Below are 15,257 nucleotides of genomic sequence, written 5' to 3' on the forward strand. Positions count from 1 at the left end.
CAAATTGTCTCCAAAGTGCGGAGACAATCGCAGGCTCAGATATTATGGCGGAGCGACCCAGTCACGTACGTCAATTTTGCCGGTGACGGCGGCGGAGATTAGGACGGTGCGATGTTCCTGCATTAAAGCAATTGCTTGCTCAGCTTCATGAGTTAATTCTTCATACTTGGACTTTATGCCCCTGAGGTAGCTATGAATTGCTTCAGCTTCTTCTTTTAGAGGCACGATCACAGGAATATTTTCTACCTGTTCGACACGCAAGTGAGTAACGGTACTTCCATGCGAAACACTCTCGATATATCGCTCAAGACAATCAGATAAGAGGAAATCAAACAGAAAACTCTTGTAGTCCGGATCATGGGAAATGAAATTCATCATTCTTTGACCAAGACAGAACTTAAGGTTTTCTGGGACGAGGCAGATTTCACCCGCAGGTGCTTCACGAGTGAACAAAATCGAACCAGCAGGTGGAATGCCCCGTTGAGTCCAAATCTTGAAGTTTCTTTCGTCGGTATACAAAGCACCATTAAAGTTGAGCTTCTGGTTTTTCACATTTGTGGTTCTGACAACAAAATATTCGCCATCATCGAAGTATTCTGGAGTTTTGTTTCGACAGTCGACAACATCAGCAACATGCTTTAGACGCTTAACTTCCCAATGCTCCGGCACTTCCCCAAGCCACTCCACACCGGAATCCTTCATCGGTGCATCAGGGTTCAGCCCCTTGGTGACGGCATGACTGATCACCGCCTGTCGTTTTTCTTTCAACAGCCGGATCAGGGATTGCTGCTCTTCGATCAGGGTGTCGATTTTGGCGGTTTCGTGGTCGAGGAACCTAAGAATAGTGTCCTGTTCGACTCTATCTGGCAGTGGAAGAACCAAGTCTTTCACAATTCCGGAATTCAAACCGTGCATGATTGATCCTTTACCGAGAGTTTTAATCTGAAAACCAATCTCGTGTGTTTCATCAATCAGTATCTTGAAGAATCTTGGATCAATTTCATGCTCTTTAACTCTGGTTCTCAAAAGATGCGAATCAATTATCCCTGACGGAATACCTTCAGGAACGATTTCGCACTTCCCACTTGTACCCATCATGGTTATCAGAATGTCATTCGGGAATACCTGATAAAGACTCATTTCTTGGAATTTTTCAGTAGTAATTTTTCTCTTTCCTAAAGAAAAATCCTTCTTAATTACATTTTCTTGCCCGTAGACATTGTGACCATGCTCAGCCATATCGTCGAGCTTTAAGGCACTGCCGAAAGGGCCGATCTTTATGCCTTCAGAGCCATCTTTAAGCACATAGCGGACTTTTTTTAAGTTCCAATGTTTGGGGATGGAACTCAACCACTCAACCCCAGAATCCTTATATTCCGGATAAGCCGCATATTTTTTGCGCTCAAGGCTGTTTCCATCCATCACAACTCACCCCTCAGTCCCTGCTCAATTTCTTCAATACTGGGCAGTTGCGATTGCAGATTTTCTGGCAGTGAGTGGGTCAGTTGGTATTCCGAAACACCAATAGGCTTTTGAATATCGCTGAGGGCGTATTCCGCCAGGACGTTTCGGCTCCAGCCACGTTCTATGGTTTTGCCCACGTAATACAGAGCTTCAGCCGTTGTTTGGCACTTGCTGATTATCTTCAGGTTATGTCCCCAGGGAATCGACGTTAATTGGCCAACAAGCTGTTGGCTTTTTTCAACCTCATCTCGGTAGAACAGGTGCCACTGACGGATGTATTTGATGTTGCTGAGGGAAAAGCCTTTAATATCAGGGAATTCGCTGCTTAAATCCTTATTCAGCTGCTTTAAAAAACCATCACCCCAATTTGCTTCAACCTGCCGCCGAACAATGTCTTCCCCCAGTTCCCAGTAAAAATTCAGCAGAGTGGAGTTCACCTGAACGGCGGCCTTGAGTTGGGTTGCCAGCACCTTCTGTTTAAGGTTTTTCAGCCAGCTTTTGTATTCCTTATTCAGGCTCAGGTTAATGTTGCTTTTTGGCTTGCTCATGAGTGAACCTCTTGTAACAGACTCATGATTCTAGCACTCACCGCATCCAGATCAGCATCAATCGCTTCCAGCGCACGGGGCGGCTGATACACATAGAAGTGTCGGTTAAAAGGAATCTCGTAACCCACAATTCCAACTTCACCATCCTGGGCATCGCATTTATCGGCATTGATCCAAGCATCGGGTACATGGGGAGCCACTTCCCGGTTGAAGTAGGTTTCGATCAGGATATGGGTGGGCATTGATGGGTCAAGAGGAATGTTCTCGTTATCCCGCAGGTCGCCATCGGTCTGGAATTCGACGACTTTGCCTTTGTATTCGAATGCGCCGTAAAGTGGTTGGGTTTCTTCTTCCAGTACCTTTTTGATAACAGGTTCGGCTTCGGGGTTCTTGCAGGTGACGGCATCGAGGAACTGCTTTTTCTCTTTGGCATCCAGCTTTAAATTAGCGGCTTTGAGGGCGGCTTTCAGGTCTTTATCGAACTGGTTAAAGTCGTTAGACAGTACCGTTCCGACTGTATTTTGCAGAGTTTGGGCTTTCTCCATCAGCCCCCGCTGGAACAGCCAGAGTTTGTCGTTCAGTACCTCTTTGATCTGCTTCTCTTTCAGTTCTTTGAAGTCTTTTTTGATTTTGGTGCGGATGGCTTCTTCATTGTCTGCCAAGGTTGTATGACACTCTGTGCCGAATTCCTCAACCATCCAGCGCATAACGGCGTTATACGGCCTGGGTGCATAGCGTAGACCCGTTACAGCGTCATCCGTAATCTGGGCGGACAGGCGAAGTGGGCGTTCCACGGTAATACGACGGTAGCCGAATTCATGACTGTCGAAAATTTTGGCGGCAAAGTTTTCTTCGGATGCTTCTGCAAAGGCTCCAAAGTTTTGGGTAATGAGGCGACGGTCAGCCTCGCTCATTATGTTCCGCTTGGAGCCCAGGGACTTACGCATCTTGCCACACAGGTGTACGCCGTTAATCAGCTGCACTCTACCTTTGCGTTCATCGGACTTTTTATTGGTCAGCACCCACACATAGGTAGCGATACCGGTGTTGTAGAACATGTCTGTGGGCAGGGCGACAATGGCTTCGAGCAGGTCGGCTTCGAGAATATAACGGCGAATTTCGCTTTCACCACTGCCTGCACTGCCGGTAAACAGCGGCGAACCGTTGAGGATAATGCCGATGCGGCTGGGGTTCTGGTTCTCTGGTGTGATGTCCCTGAACTTGCTGATCAGGTGCATCAGGAACAGCAGCGAACCATCGGACACTCTTGGCAGGCCGGGGCCAAAGCGACCGTCGTAGCCTTTGTGTTCATGCTCATCTTTAATGGTGCCTTCGATCTTTTTCCAGTCCACCCCGAATGGCGGATTAGACAGCATGTAGTCAAACTGGTCGCCACTGAGGTGATCGTTCGACAGAGTGTTGCCCAGTTTGATGCGACTGACATCCTGACCCTTGATCAGCATATCGGCTTTACAGATGGCGTAGGACTCCGGGTTCAGCTCTTGGCCAAAGGCCGTCATACGAGCTTTTGTATTATGCTTGTATACGTACTCCATTCCCGCAGAGAGAAAGCCGCCTGTACCTGCCGTTGGATCATAAATACTGCGAACGATCCCTTCTTTGGTTAAAGCATCATCATCTTCCATAAACACCAGTGAAGTGGTGAGCTCGACAATATCCCTTGGGGTAAAGTGTTCACCGGCGGTTTCGTTGGAAGATTCGGCAAAGCGACGGATCAGTTCTTCAAACACCAAGCCCATATCGTGGTTGCTGATCGCCTTGGGGCTGAGGTCGATGGTGGCAAACTTCCGCAGTACCTTGAACAGCAGGTTGGCTTCGTTCAGGCTGCCTACAAACTCATCAAACTTGAAATGCTCAAAGATTTCACGGGCATCTTTGGAGAAGGAGAGGACATAGTTTTCAAGGTTGTCCTTGATATCGCCCTGACCCATCTTCGACAGGTTCATGGGTGAAGTATTGAAAAACGACAATCCAGAAGCACGCAGCAGCATCTTCTCCATGCCTTCTTCAGGCAGGTTCATGGCCTTTACTTTTTCGTGCTGGGCAACCACTGCTTCCTTGGTGGGCTCCAGAACGCATTCCAGGCGGCGCAGCAGGGTAAACGGTAAGATGATGCGCCCGTACTGGGATTGCTTGAAATCGCCTCGCAGGAGGTCGGCTACGGACCAGATGAAGGCGGCAAGGTTGTTAGAGGTTTGGGTGTTGGGCATATCTTGACCAGATTGAGCTTTTGGCTGGCAGGTGAGTCAGCAAAAGTGACCAATTGATTGACTTTGATGCTGCTAGAGTACATCAAAAGTTCAGTATTAACGAATAGCGAAATATGTTTACCCAAGCTCTGGCGTTCAGGGTTGCACATTCGAAAACTATAAAAATAGAAGTCTCTGAATCGTAAGGGCATATTGTTATTGTCGTCTAATAGGTAATGGCAATACCAGAAGCTTTTGCAGGTATTCAGCGAGGGTTGGGTTACTGCCTTTTGGCTTGGGCGGGCGGCCCTCTGTGTCAGGATAGTGGGTGTAACTTCTACAGGCACTACTTTTGCTCTTTCCCTACCAAGAGCCGTTGTCGTATGAGAGAATCAGCCTGGCATTAGGGGTTTTCACAAGAATAAAAACGAGGTCGTGGAATGGGGGATTCAGGTTTTTACCTTATTCAGCAACTGCTTAACGGGCTGACGATAGGCAGTACTTACGCTCTGATTGCTATCGGTTATACCATGGTTTATGGGATTTTTACTTTTCTAATAGATAATAAAATCAATCAGTTATATTGAGTGATGATTTTTCAGGGACATATTTTTGAACCTCGAACATCTAAAATAGTGTGAATAGGTTTAAGAGGGTTCTAAATAGTCCTGTCTTGCCAATACTCAAAAAAAGTAATTATACCACTATAAAAAAGGGAACCTTAATTTGAAAAATCTATCTGCTGGTTTTCTTTCTGACACTTATACTCATCGGCTTTCATATCAGCATATTGTGTTCACCCTATGACTGAAGCAAGATCAAAGTATTGAGTCAGCAATGAGCCAGACAATAGTAATGTTATTGAGCTGTGGAGGGACGGTTGTTATCCCGATAGCTGGCTAAAAAGAAACGCTATGATGATATGCGAACTTTCAAGCATTTATAGAGTTAATGGCCAGTTACCTAAAGCAACCATGCACTCGCTTTGCAAGTTAAGAATAAACCGGACTAGTAGAGATGGAGTGGAGTAGCTTCCTCTATGTCCTTGTGCCCACGATGTTATAGAGAGTCTGCCTGCTAATGCCGTACTCATGAGCCAGTGCTTTCTTTTGTTCACCGGCACTTACTCGGTCTTTCAATTCAGCTACTTGTTTTTCTGTTAGCTTGGGCATGGCTCCGATCTGTTTGCCTTTCTTCCTGGCGGACACAATACCTTCCCGCTGCCGCTCTCTAATCATGCTTCTCTCGAATTCTGCGAAGGCTCCCATCATTTGAAGCATGAGTGTATGCATAGGATTGCTGCCATCGGTGAAAGTCAGGTTCTCTTTATGGAACTGGATGGTAACACCCTGATTGGTTAGGTCTTCAACCAGCTTCTGAAGGTCTTTAAGGCTGCGTGCAAGTCGATCTATGGAGTGGACGTGTAAATGATCACCTTTTCGCAAATGGCGCAGACAGGCTTTTAATTGAGGCCGATTGGTGTCCTTGCCACTGCAATGGTCTTCAAAGCAGGTATCCAGTTCAACATCTTCCAGTTGCCGGGCAGTGTTCTGGTCAATACTGCTGACTCTGATGTATCCGACATTTTGGCCTTTCATTCAACTACGTCCTTTACTTCTTCGAGTAAAAGAGAAATTAGACTTTGTTTTACATCGTGTCCAATTGATCAGATCAAAGGTTATTTGACACACTAAATCAATGGCTTAGAAGCAAGGGATTAGGTGTCCAGAAGGTACACTCAATTTTACAAGGTGGAGGGTCAATTGGAGAGGCTCAGGACCTTTGGCCTTTGATGGTATAGTGAAACAGAATCTCATCAAGGACCGATGGCATGAACAATAAACACGCTCGCTTTCTAGCTGAATACCTCATTGATCAAAACGCAACCAGGGCCGCTATAGCCGCTGGTTACAGCCCAAAGACAGCCAGAAGCCAGGGCTCTCGCCTGTTGACAAATGCTGACATTCAGATCGCTCTTCGTGAGCAGCAGGAGCAACTAAGTACTGAACTCAAAATCACGGCTGCTGACAAGCGCAGAAAGCTTTGGGCGATTGCTCAGTTTTGCAGTGAGGTTGTGGAAGGGGTCGATGGTGAGTTCTCCATGAGAAACCCGAGGGCAGCGACAGCAGCTGTTGCTGAGTTAAACAAGATGGATGGGGAATACAAACAGGCTGGTAATGAACTACCACAAGTGACTTTCATCCAGCAGTTTGGTGACAGCAGTGGTCATTTGAAAGATCAGCAATTTGTTGTCACCGCTCACCAAGAAGAATGATAGGGGGGGGAGACCAGGGGGGGAGCTGGACAGGGAGTCCCGATGATACTTTAGTTCATATGTGGGGGAGCAATACGCACAACTCTAGTGACAGAAAATACATGTCATATAAGCTATTTGCCCTGCATAACAGTCTTATACTGAACAAGTAAAAAACTCATGATGGAGTATTTTCTGTTTTGGGAGCCAGCGACAAAAAAGAAGTTTCATGGAGCTGTTTAAAAAAATGGCCTTTTTCATGAGGGATCATAGGCCCCTAAATTCAGTCGATGGTGATTTTTATCTGAGGAAAACGGCTCTCAATCTCTCGGATAAAAGGGGTTATGTTTGAGACACCCCAGTTACGGGCGATATAGTACTCCTGGCCTTGATAGAAGAACTCAGCCTTTTGTTGGGTTCTGTACCTTCTGTACTTCTCTTCATTATCTGTAATTTCATCCAGGGTCTTAAGCAGTCGAAATGCGCAGGAAGTATTATTTCGAAGGAACTCAAATGTTGCTTCATCAATCAGTTCTGCATGTTCGAGTGCTTTGACTGCCAGATAGCCAATGTTGGACTTTTTAAAGCCAGTTTCGAAGGGTTCTCCATCGATGTGAAGGCTTAACAGGGATCGGTCTTTATTGTCTGTTCGTGCCGCTCGCTCCTCCCGCTTCTTGTGCCGGACGTTAACCTGATAATCTACTGCTTCAGGCAGAGGAATAATCTGTTCAACGTTCAGTAGCAGGTGGTCTTCGAACCGTAATGGGTTCAGTCGGACACAGGTTATGTCGAGATCACGGTCATTGAGCCACAATACGGACGTGGTAATTTCTTTTGAAAAGTTCCGGGCAGCCAGAACAATGCGGGTTTCCTGAGCAAAGTCCTCGCTGGAGGGGGAGTCCCAACCCAGAAAACTCAGTAGTGAACTTTCAGCATCTGCGTCCTGGTCGTTGTCGGTCAGAAATTGCTTATAGGCATTGATGGCCTGGTCCCAGGTTAAATTGGCAACCATTGCTGCATAACGAATAGCTTGTAGCTCCATATGGCCGCCCAGATCGTCCCGCTTCAGCTCAATTACAACCAGATTGGCATTGGTGTCTATGCCCAGTAGGTCAATGCGTCGGTTTGATTCGACAAAATCGCCATACTCTTCCGCAATGATCAATGTATCCGGGCTGATGGCTTCAATATTGGCTTTCAGAAGTCGTTGAAGGTCTTGCCTCTCTTTCAGGTTCTCTTGTTCAAATGAAGTCGCTTCAACGGGGGTTAGTGAATCGCTGGTGATTTCATAAATTGGCATAGCTCTATTACCCTCTTACCCTTCCAATATATCAGACACAAACCGGGCAAAGCCACGATTCAGCTGAGGTTTAGACGGGTACTGCAACATCATATTCTGCTATCTGATAGGCTACCTTGTGGTTGGTATAGTTTTCGAGGACAAACCCTCAGTCAATGGGTTGGCTCATGTAGTACTGCCAAATAGACACTATCACCTGAGCTATAATTTTGTTTCACTGGATTTACCTGGATTGTCAGAGCTTTCTTCTCTAAAAATAATTAGCAAGCTGAGGTTTTAATGGATTCAGATTGGATTGTAATGAGTGACCTGAAAATCATAAGAAATAAAAGTGAGTTGGACGGCACTCATTTTGTTGAACTACAGCCCGGCCACTTTAATGGTAAGCATTGGTCTGATAACTCTATTTTCATCATGGATGACCATTTCAGTTATTTCGACAGGGTGATCAAATCTGCGGTTAGCCGATATGGTTTTTATGGATACACGGTCATAAAAAAATCAGAGTGGCTTGAAATACTAGAGCTTTATAAAAAACTACTGGTAGAGCTTGAAACAGCTACGCACCTCAGCGACTTAAAGCCTTATGTGGATATTTATGGTGATGGCATTAATCGCCTGATTCAACAGAGGTTCGATGATAACATGGGTATTTTTAAGAAGACTGTTCAAGAGCTGGTTGACTGGATCGAGGAGCAACTCAAAAACAAGAAGTGTATTACCATAATCGGCCTGTGAGTTTGATTTTTTCTACTCCGTTGGTCTTACTCTTTTATGACATAAGCCGCTTGAACCACCCTTCGTTTATAATGCTTTCATGCTCTTTTGCAGGCTGTAATATTACAAGGTCCCAATGCAGGTATGACGGGGCAATTAGCACTAGAAATACTGACAGGGCTTCATACCACCTCCCATCAGATTCCATAATGTTCGTCAGTAAATATAACTCAATATTGAGTTGTCAAGCTTCTTGCGAAAAACCACACCGCACAGGGCGGCTGTCGGTATTCTATTCATTACATTCAAACAGCAGCCTTCAATTCGGATTGATAAGTCAGATCATAAAACAACACATAAAGTATTTTTCTAATTTCCTGCTTGCAATAGTCAATATGAAGATGTCCGGGAGGGGAGGTGGCTGCATCAACTGTCCAGCGAACCAGCTCAGGCTCCTCCTTCAAGAGAGAATCTGTTTCTTTCTCAAAAAATTCATCCCAAAGGCAGCGGATAATCGAAACATGATCACGATGATCATTACTGCAAGCGATCCCGGCTAACTCCATTTGATCATCACGATACAGCTCCCGATAGGCTTGTGTTGCAAGGTTCGACAAGTCACATTCAATAGGTAGTGGCACTTGAAAAAGGTGTGTGTTTTCAAATCGGAAGCAAGCAGCAAGATAGATGAAAAAATCACCCGTGACTTCAAAGTTACCATCTTTGGCAAAAGAGTATCGATTGCCTATCTCAGTTCTTGCTCCTATGACTTCTTCCGCATAGCGGTAAATATTTTTAGCCTTCTGACAGATCAGACGCATTTTTTCTTGGGCACTTTCTTCCTGAATTTCTTTCACGAACTGATAGCAGTCGCCAGTAAACTTACCCAGCTTTAATTTCATGGAAGGCAGCCTCCTTATTTAACAACGGTCAGCTGCTCCACCCTTCTCGCATCAGGCTGGCAAAATCCCGCTGTGAAAGCACTTGGGAACAGTCTCTCCATTCATTATCCGATGGTTGCATAGACGCATTATATCTCAAGTCGAAACCAGTGGCTTCTCTGTGGTCGTGAATATATTCGTCCATTTTTTCGCCGAGTGTTTCAATATCTTCAATCCATTCATCTTTGATGGTATCCGGCAATGAACCGAACAGGTCAAAGCGATCACGCATTCTCTCTGAAAGGCGGTCATACACTTTTTCATCGACAGTTTGTTCGTTGACCAGATTTAACATATCCACGCGATCACGAGCTTGTCCGAAACGCTTGATACGCCCGATTCGTTGTTCCAGTTTTGTGGGGTTCCAGGGCAGGTCAATATTGATTAGTGTGCCCAGAGTTTGCAGGTTAAGACCTTCGCAGGCAGCATCAGTCGCCACCATAATTCTGAGTTCGCGATCCGCCACCATTTCTTTGAGGGTTTCCCGCTGAATACCAACTGCCTCACCTTCACGGTATAACTTACTTCGTCCTGCACCAGCATAAAGTCCAACAGCTTCTTGCTTGTATCGTTTGGCTAACGAATCCGCTACCCAGTGTGCTGTATCGTAATATTGACTGAAGATAATAACGCCATGTTCAAGCCAGCCTTCTGTTTCCAGATAATGGATTACAGCGTTCAGCTTGGGGTCTTCTTTGACCTGTTTCAGGCGGTGCAGCAGTGTGGTCAGTGCTGACCGCTCAGCATCGTTCTGAACGACAAGATCAAAATCTTCATCATCTGTCTCTTCGTGGATGGTGCGACCTTCCAGTAATTTTTGTGCAGTATTGATGCCTGCAATCACGCTGGAACAGATTCGTTGTTCCATCAGGTTCTTCATAAAGCCACCACCTTTGCCGTCTTTACTCAGCGCTTTCCCAAATACCCTTGCTTCGGCATAGGCTTCCCGGAAATGCTCGCTGGTGCGCAGCGCCTGCCCTTCAAATAAGGCATGAAAGTCATTCACTTTCCGGACCAGATTCAGGTTTGGGTGAATATCAACACCAATTTTTTTCAACAATCCTGCATCTTCCAGCGTGGTACGTTTTCGTAATACAACATGGCGTACAAAAGGGTTTTCCCTCTGGAAGAAACTGGCTCCTGCAATGGTGCTTTCCAGAGCAAATTGCAAATCTTCCCGCACATCGATGCTCAAATCCGTATAAGATCCGCCTTGCCATTTGTCTTTGGGAATGCCTAAATCTTGTCGGATAGCACTGTATAAACGTCGTGCACGACCTTCATTAGTGGAGTTCAATGTCGGCAGCGGTGAACGTAAGAGTTCCCATGCATATTGCGGATCTGTCACCTCCTCTTCTCCCGAAAAAATCGGCAGCACGTCTTTTGGGCTATGCCAGGGGGCAAAGTCATTACCCAACACAAAACGACCTTTCCCCTGATGTAAAACCCGTACCAAATCCCAAAGGTCCTCTGGTCGAGTCTGGATAGGGGTTGCAGTCCCCAACAACACGTGGTCAGAACGAGCGGCGACTTCCCTGATAAAATCGAGCAAGGCGTTCGGACTGCCGGCATCTTTACCAAAACCTTGTCGACTCCGGGCTTTGTGTGCCTCATCCAGAATCACCAGGCCATAATTTAATCCAAGCAGGTATTGTTTTTCCAGAGAGTCACGCATCATCAGACCGGTAGAAACAATACCGATACGGAGCGGACATTTGGCGATGTGTTCTGTACCAGAAGGCGAAACCGCCCGGTCATCGTGATCCCACCAGACCTTTTTCTCGGTATTCCAGCGAGCACAGGGGACACCCAGCTTATCCATCATTTCGGTTTGCCACTGCTCACAGAGTGTTGCAGGGGCAAAGATGATAACCGGCTTGCGTCGCTTTTTTTCTTTCTCTGCCAGCAGGCACAGCGCCAACATCGCAGTACCCATAGAAAGGGTTTTACCTAACCCGACTTCATCGGCCAGCAATAACCGAACAACGCCATAATTCCGGTAGTGGCTCAGACATTCTGTGATAAACCCCTGTTGCCAAGGCTGCAAACTCATGCCCTCCCGATACATCGGGCTTTCTACCAATGCAGCAGGCGCCAGGTTGTCATCGCTGCTGATTTCATCCACGATGATTTCATGACGACGACCACGGCGTTTAATCTCCCTGCATACTGCCTCCGGTAATGGGCGGGCGGCATTCCAGAGGTAATCAAATTCTTCCTCTATCCATGCCACGCCTTCCGGTGAGCTGTCTTCCCAAAGAATTTCGTAGTGTCTCTGCCAACCGCTACTGGTTTCATTCATTGAGCCAATGAAGCCCAGTTTTCTGCCATCTGCCAGCTCAATCACGCCAGCCTTGCCATGGACAAAACCACACACACTGTCTGGAGCAACCCGAATCACCTGCCCCCGCTTTGCCAGAAACTCGTCCAGTCGTTTATAGCGGGAGCGGTTGAGCAAAGACTCGGCTTCAATATCATTTTTGTTCCAGCGCCCAATCATTTTCGATTCACGCAGCTGCGCTACTTTGAGGTCGTCGGGATGAATATCCACATTACAAACGATTTTTACATCGGGTATGTCTTCAATCCATTCGTGAGCCACCTCAAACAGTGAGCTGGTAAAATAACCTGCAATACGCTTGTAGCTCCGGGCGCCTTTCAGATGATCCGCCAGAAAGGTTTTATCCAGTTGGTGAGTGCGGGATGAAAAGCGCCGAATACTCATTAATGCCTCTTACTGATGATATTGAAGGTTTAACCCAAACGCAGATTACGCAGGCGACCAGAAAGCACTTCGGCCACATCACGCACCGCTTGATCCGATGATTTCTTGCTGATGAAACTGGCCAGATCAATCAAGAGCGGCCGACTTTCAAGAAAGTCCGGTAAGTCTTCCTGTAACTGGGAGATCACTACTTGTGGCTCGGTTTCTGCCAGCAGCTGCTGCAAGGCAATCACCACACGGCCAAGATGGGTGGGGCCAAGCTCAGTGCTGTCAGTCAGGTCGCGGGAAGTAAAATCTTTCACACCTTTCAAACGAGCTTTGTTGGCGGTCATGCTGGCCATGACGCCGGTGTAATCAGCCACCCGAAATGCCTTGGCAAAGTTCTGGTAATTGTCTAGTTTGGATGCACCTGCTCCTTCTTCCATATCCATCATGCGCAGGTAAAAACGCTGAATACCTCGTATGGCTTGCCAGGTTTCTTTTTCCAAGCCTTCTGGTACCAGCAAGCTGTTAGCAGCTTCTGCGGCTTGTTGAACAATTTCGTCTACAACCGTTACCTCACCTTTCTGGCGGGGGCGCAGGGCAAACTGGGTAACATCCTCTCCGCCGATATGCGTGTAACCCGTTAGCACCTTCAATGCAGCAGCATAACCCGCCATTTGCAGGTCAGAATCATTGAACACTGGCTCGCCGAGTTTTTCTTTGACCTCGATGTTCAAGTGCATCATTTGCTGAATTTGGTTTTGCACTTCTAGGCGTACAGCGGGCAGAATCCGGTTTTTAAAACCTGACTTTTCACCAGCAGGGCGTTTGCGCAGCATCAGGGTCACAGTGCCCTGCACATAACCGCCTTTTTTCAGTTGCGAAGTGGTTTCGGTGGCAATGTACCAGGCACCTACCACCTGTAAACCGGCTGCCCAGAAAATGCCCACCATATCAGACCAGACGCCGGTATCCTGATGGGTGAACATCACGCACTGCATTCCGTTATCGGGCATATGGTCGGCCATCGCTTTGTAAGCACCCACCATGCCCCGGCGGAAATCATCGCCGGAACCTCTGATGGCCAGTGCCCGGCGGGAGTCCCAGTTCCACTGGTCAAAAGGAGTTGGTGGGCTTTTGCGCAGCCAGGCGATAAAAAACTCGGTGATTTCGTGGTAATGAACGGCATCGGCGTAGGGGGGATCTGTAATCCAGAGATCTGCTGTGTGGCTGACAGCACTGGCAGGGCAAGACTTAACATTAGTGTTACCGGTTGCTGAGAAAGTGCTGCCTGAAAACTCTACAAGGGTGTGATTTTCAAGATTGGATGTGGCACGAACTGCAAAGTTATAAAGCGTATTTAGTGCTTGGTTGGAAAATGTATTAACCTGATTTTCATGTCTGGATGATGTTGCCCACCGACATAGACGACTATTCCATTCAATCGACTTGCTCTGCGCCGCTACGATTGCAGCTTTGATTTTCTTAACCTGTATAGATTCTGCGTATTTCCTGTACAAGCTAAACATCAATAACTGTCGTGGGTTAAACAAATGATGCCAATGAGTCCAGCCTCGCTCACGTTGGAGTCTGGTGGTTTCATCACCTGGCTCAATAACCATATCCGGCACCAGCCCTACCGCTTGCCACTGGCCGATACTCTCGCAGACTATTTGTTCAATTTTTTTTTCCCGCTCAAGGTCATCACACGTCGGAGCTGCAAAGAATGTTTCTTTTCGCCCTTTTTTCAAAGTATCTTTATCAATCCATTGGATAGCATAGAGGCGTTCTTGAAATAGATCGTCATTACAGGGCATAAAGTCATTTTTTCCCCAACGGCGTATGCGGTTTTGTGTGTTGCCTTCCTCATCTCTATAGTCACCTCGCAGGGTTTTTACGGGAATCTGGTATTTTTTGCCTTCCAGCTCGTAAACGATTTTTCCCCCTTGAAGCGTGCCGGTACCAGCGACCTCCATTTCTTGACTAGAGACGCCGCTAATTATCTCAATGTCAAAACCCTTCCTTGAATAGTTTGGTTGCAGTCTGGCAATTACGTTACGTTGTGCAGAAACTATCCAGCTTGGGCAAACAGGTATCAACCAGTCTGTTTCTGGACACTTTATTTCCATGCAATAAAGATAGACTTTCGCTCTATTGCCTAACTCATCGTGTTCTATCTTTAGATTTGTGACTTCATCATCAACCAGTTTTGCAACTTGTTTTTGCGCTTGTTCAAGCTCAGTTTGGAAATCAGCAGTTGCGCCAGTAATATTTAATGAACCCCAAGTCAGCATGCAGGCAATCGGATTCAGGTCAGACGCATACACATCACACCCCAACCGAGCGGCCTCAAAGGGAATAGAGCCACCACCCGAAAAAGTATCACCTACTCTGGGTTTGTGTCCGTAACGCAAGATACCCAGTTGTTCTACCAGCTCCTGATGGGAGTGAACGTTAATGCCTAAGTGACCCAGATGAAGATTTACCGAATCCCAGACGGGTTGATATAACCATTCTTGATTCACCTCTTCAGGGCGCTTGCATAGCAGGGATTTGGTTTCATATGTGGAATATGTCTTCAGTGCTTGCAGGTAGTATTTGGCTTTAATATCGTCGCTTACGTCCCGTTGCCAGCGAAGAGTGATACCTTCGTCATCAGCATCCAAAGGAAAATGCCATTGCAAAACTTCTTCCTTGGTAAGACTCTTATCTTTGATGGTGTATGCAAAATGCTGCCACGGGTTTTCCAACGTAATTAGCCGCGCAAGGTCTTTAGGTTTCAGAGCATTTTGCGGTACAGCTCTACGAGCTAAACCAACATCATCAAACCCCATCAGCTTTTCAAAGATTTCCAGATCTTTTTCAGTATCGTCTGTTTGTGGCAGCAGACTGCCCAGTACAATCGCCCTTACCAGGATCAGTGGCTTCCTGCCTTTCCAGTAAGAGCCGAGTGCCGTTAGTGTCTGCCCGGCACCGGCTTTACGTTCGCGCTGGGCTTCAAAAGATACCTTTTGGGCCGGGAACACGGCTTCAATCAACGCGGGCGCGTCTTTCAGTGCCAGAGGTTTCAGTTCGGGAGTGGTCATGTAGCTTATAAGATTCCTGAATACGTTCGG

Annotated in this window: 10 protein-coding genes and 1 pseudogene; 3 read left to right on the forward strand and 8 right to left on the reverse strand. The window is 46.8% G+C overall.

Going from position 1 to position 15,257, the window contains the following annotated elements; all coding sequences use genetic code 11:
• Positions 1–42: 42 nt before the first annotated feature.
• The 3 genes from ACOJUO_RS12365 to ACOJUO_RS12375 are packed head-to-tail and all read right to left on the reverse strand — an operon-like array spanning position 43 to position 4,243.
• Positions 43–1,422, reverse strand: coding sequence for a restriction endonuclease subunit S (locus ACOJUO_RS12365; RefSeq protein WP_422139937.1), 1,380 nt, complete (start codon positions 1,420–1,422; stop codon positions 43–45).
• Positions 1,422–2,012: a DUF1016 N-terminal domain-containing protein gene (locus tag ACOJUO_RS12370; protein ID WP_422139938.1), complete on the reverse strand. Its 591-nt coding sequence runs from the start codon at positions 2,010–2,012 to the stop codon at positions 1,422–1,424. Before ACOJUO_RS12370 ends, ACOJUO_RS12365 begins: the two co-directional genes overlap by 1 nt.
• Complete coding sequence (locus tag ACOJUO_RS12375; protein ID WP_422139939.1) at positions 2,009–4,243, reverse strand: type I restriction-modification system subunit M; 2,235 nt, start codon at positions 4,241–4,243, stop codon at positions 2,009–2,011. The genes ACOJUO_RS12370 and ACOJUO_RS12375 overlap by 4 nt, the downstream gene beginning before the upstream one ends.
• Before the next feature lie 419 nt (positions 4,244–4,662).
• Between ACOJUO_RS12375 and ACOJUO_RS12380 the strand changes: the two are divergent.
• Positions 4,663–4,767 (forward strand): annotated as a pseudogene (locus tag ACOJUO_RS12380) (branched-chain amino acid ABC transporter permease LivH); the annotation flags it as partial.
• A 492-nt stretch (positions 4,768–5,259) separates the two neighbouring features.
• Here the strand turns inward: ACOJUO_RS12380 and ACOJUO_RS12385 are convergent.
• Positions 5,260–5,820: a recombinase family protein gene (locus tag ACOJUO_RS12385; protein ID WP_422139940.1), complete on the reverse strand. Its 561-nt coding sequence runs from the start codon at positions 5,818–5,820 to the stop codon at positions 5,260–5,262.
• A gap of 233 nt (positions 5,821–6,053) precedes the next feature.
• Between ACOJUO_RS12385 and ACOJUO_RS12390 the strand changes: the two genes are divergently transcribed.
• Positions 6,054–6,497, forward strand: a complete 444-nt coding sequence (locus ACOJUO_RS12390; protein WP_422139941.1) for a terminase small subunit — start codon at positions 6,054–6,056, stop codon at positions 6,495–6,497.
• Positions 6,498–6,759: 262 nt separating this feature from the next.
• Here the strand turns inward: ACOJUO_RS12390 and ACOJUO_RS12395 are convergent, their stop codons facing one another.
• Positions 6,760–7,776, reverse strand: a complete 1,017-nt coding sequence (locus ACOJUO_RS12395) for a hypothetical protein (protein ID WP_422139942.1) — start codon at positions 7,774–7,776, stop codon at positions 6,760–6,762.
• A gap of 279 nt (positions 7,777–8,055) precedes the next feature.
• On the opposite strand from ACOJUO_RS12395, the gene ACOJUO_RS12400 reads away from it, so the two are divergent.
• Positions 8,056–8,514, forward strand: coding sequence for a hypothetical protein (locus ACOJUO_RS12400; RefSeq protein WP_422139943.1), 459 nt, complete (start codon positions 8,056–8,058; stop codon positions 8,512–8,514).
• Positions 8,515–8,798: 284 nt separating this feature from the next.
• On the opposite strand, the gene ACOJUO_RS12405 is transcribed toward ACOJUO_RS12400, so the two are convergent.
• From ACOJUO_RS12405 to ACOJUO_RS12415, 3 genes are read right to left on the reverse strand one after another with little or no spacing between them, the layout of a single operon-like run.
• Positions 8,799–9,395 carry a hypothetical protein gene (locus tag ACOJUO_RS12405; RefSeq protein ID WP_422139944.1) on the reverse strand — a complete coding sequence of 199 codons (597 nt, stop codon included), beginning with the start codon at positions 9,393–9,395 and terminating at the stop codon, positions 8,799–8,801.
• A 28-nt stretch (positions 9,396–9,423) separates the two neighbouring features.
• On the reverse strand, positions 9,424–12,159 hold the full coding sequence (locus tag ACOJUO_RS12410) for a phospholipase D-like domain-containing anti-phage protein (RefSeq protein ID WP_422139945.1): 2,736 nt from the start codon (positions 12,157–12,159) through the stop codon (positions 9,424–9,426).
• Between the two features lie 29 nt (positions 12,160–12,188).
• Positions 12,189–15,227 carry an anti-phage-associated DUF1156 domain-containing protein gene (locus ACOJUO_RS12415; RefSeq protein ID WP_422139946.1) on the reverse strand — a complete coding sequence of 1,013 codons (3,039 nt, stop codon included), beginning with the start codon at positions 15,225–15,227 and terminating at the stop codon, positions 12,189–12,191.
• Between the last annotated feature and the right edge of the window lie 30 nt (positions 15,228–15,257).

It is taken from the genome of Endozoicomonas sp. ALC020 (assembly GCF_049275935.1).
In the GTDB taxonomy this organism is placed as follows: domain Bacteria; phylum Pseudomonadota; class Gammaproteobacteria; order Pseudomonadales; family Endozoicomonadaceae; genus Endozoicomonas_A.